Origin of the sequence: Collinsella sp. CLA-ER-H2 (genome assembly GCF_040092405.1) — a bacterium.
Classification (GTDB): Bacteria; Actinomycetota; Coriobacteriia; order Coriobacteriales; family Coriobacteriaceae; genus Collinsella.
The window spans coordinates 1-2,217 of sequence record NZ_JBBNLO010000059.1 but is presented as its reverse complement, the minus strand read 5'-3'; the positions used below and the strand labels follow the sequence as shown (position 1 = coordinate 2,217).

Sequence of the window (2,217 nt, the reverse complement as noted above, 5' to 3'; positions counted from 1 at the left end):
TATCCGGTTCTCAAGGTGCACGCCCCGCGGCTGATCCGGTTCCACCGGGCCGCGCGGCAAGGAGATATATTGCCAGACCGGAGGGGCCCCGGGGGCGGGAATCTGGGCGTACACATTTCCTACACATATAAGTACTCTCGGCTGGCTGGTTAAAAACAGGAGGGGACCTCGCATCCGAGATCCCCTCTTTAGCCCATCTATAGCTATAGACTCTTAAATACCTTATGCCAGCAGCTTGCGACCAGACTCCTCAATCGCGTCAAGTGCGGCATCAGCCTCGGCGGCATCCGCGCCCTTAGCGAAGATGTACAGCTTAATCTTGGGCTCGGTGCCGGAAGGACGAACAATACCCTTGTTGCCGCCCTCAAGATCGAACTCAATGACGTTAGCCTTCGGCAGGCCGTTCACGCAGGTGTTGTAATCCACGACAGCCTCAATCTTGGAACCGGCGAGCTCCGCGGGCGGGTTCTCGCGCAGACCAGCCATGATGCCGGCCATCTTTGCCGCACCCTCAGCGCCCGGATAGCTCAGCGAAATCGTCTTGTTGTGATAGTAGCCATACTTCTCGTACAGCTCGTGCATCGCATCTGCAAGGTTCTTGCCCTGGAGCTTGTAATACTGCGCCATCTGGCAAATCAGAAGAGAAGTGCTCACGGCGTCCTTGTCGCGCACGTGGTCACCGGCCAGATAGCCGTAGCTCTCCTCAAAACCGAAGATAAAGCGATCGACCTCGCCAGCATCGGAAAGAGAAGTAATGATGTCGCCGATGTACTTGAAGCCCGTCAGGCAGCGGCGGAGCTCAAAACCGTACTCGTCGGCCAGAGCGTCAACCATGGCGGAAGAAACGATAGTAGTGACAGCAACCTTCTTAGTGAGGTCCTCACCGCGAGCAGCGCGGGTCTTGCAGATATAGTCAAGCAGCAGAACGCCCATCTCATTGCCGGTCAGCAGCAGATAGTCATCGCCATTCTTAACGGCAACGCCAACGCGATCGGCGTCAGGATCGGTTGCAAGCAGCAGATCGGGGTGAACCTGCTCGCACAGGTCAATGCCCTTCTGCATGGCCTGACGAATCTCGGGGTTAGGATACGGGCAGGTCGGGAAATCGCCGTTAGGCTCCTTCTGCTCGGGAACAACCGTGACATCGGTGATGCCAGCGCGCTCGAGCACCGTCGTGACGGGAATGAGGCCGGTGCCGTTGAGCGGAGTGTAGACGAGCTCAAGCGGAGCGCCAGCGATCTCCTCGGCAGAAAGGTTAGTCACGCCGCGGGCGAGAACGGCGTCGTAATAACGCTCGAGGCACGAGTCATCGATCCATTTGACCAGACCCTGCTCAAGAGCCTCATCGAAGTCCATGGACTTCACGCCGGTGAACGTATCGGTCTCGGCGATAGCCTTAGAAATTGCATCGGCGGCCTCGCTGGTGATCTGGCAGCCGTCGGGGCCATAGGCCTTATAGCCGTTATAAGGCGCCGGATTATGACTAGCGGTCATGCAAATGCCACCGGAGCACTTAAGGTCGCGGACGGCCCAGGAGAGCGTCGGCACAGGAGAAATCTTGGGATACACGAGGGCAGTCACGCCGTTTGCTGCAAGAATGGCAGCCGTCGTCTTGACGAACAGCTCACCTTTATTGCGGCTATCGCGAGCGATGGCGACCGTCGGATGCTCGAAGGTCGCATTGAGGTAGTCAGCGAATCCCTGGGTCGCACGACCGACCGTATAGATATTCATACGGTTAGTGCCCGCACCGATAGTGCCGCGAAGGCCGGCAGTACCGAAGGCGAGATCCTGGAAGAAAGCGTCGGTGATGGCGTCCTCATCACCCTGCTCCTTCATCGTGTTAAGCTCAGCGAGGAGCTCCTCGTCCTTGACATTGGCAATCCAAGTATCAAGCAGCTCATGAACATCTGCCATATGAGTCCTTCCGTCACAATCAATAAAACGACCCGTGTAAAACAGGACAAGCGCAGCAGTGCGCTAAAGCAAATATTAGTCCATTGAGAACAAAGAACCGACCAAAGAACGGTGAACGTCTATATTCAGCGGTGGATGATTAAATTGATTTAATTGCAGAAGGAATGTTGCGCGTAAACGCAAAAAAGGGGGAGGCCGCGAGGCCTCCCCCTTCTCAGTTCAAGCGTACGGCTCGGTGCCGTCCACCGGTCAGCGGCGCCCTGGCCTCCCACGGGCTGACCCCGCAGTACTCTCGGCGCG

The 2,217-nt window shown here is 57.1% G+C and carries 1 protein-coding gene; it reads right to left on the bottom strand.

All coding sequences use genetic code 11. The features are described 5' to 3' along the window. Positions 1–222 precede the first annotated feature (222 nt). Positions 223–1,917, bottom strand: coding sequence for a phospho-sugar mutase (locus AAAX59_RS09625; RefSeq protein WP_349071597.1), 1,695 nt, complete (start codon positions 1,915–1,917; stop codon positions 223–225). Between the last annotated feature and the right edge of the window lie 300 nt (positions 1,918–2,217).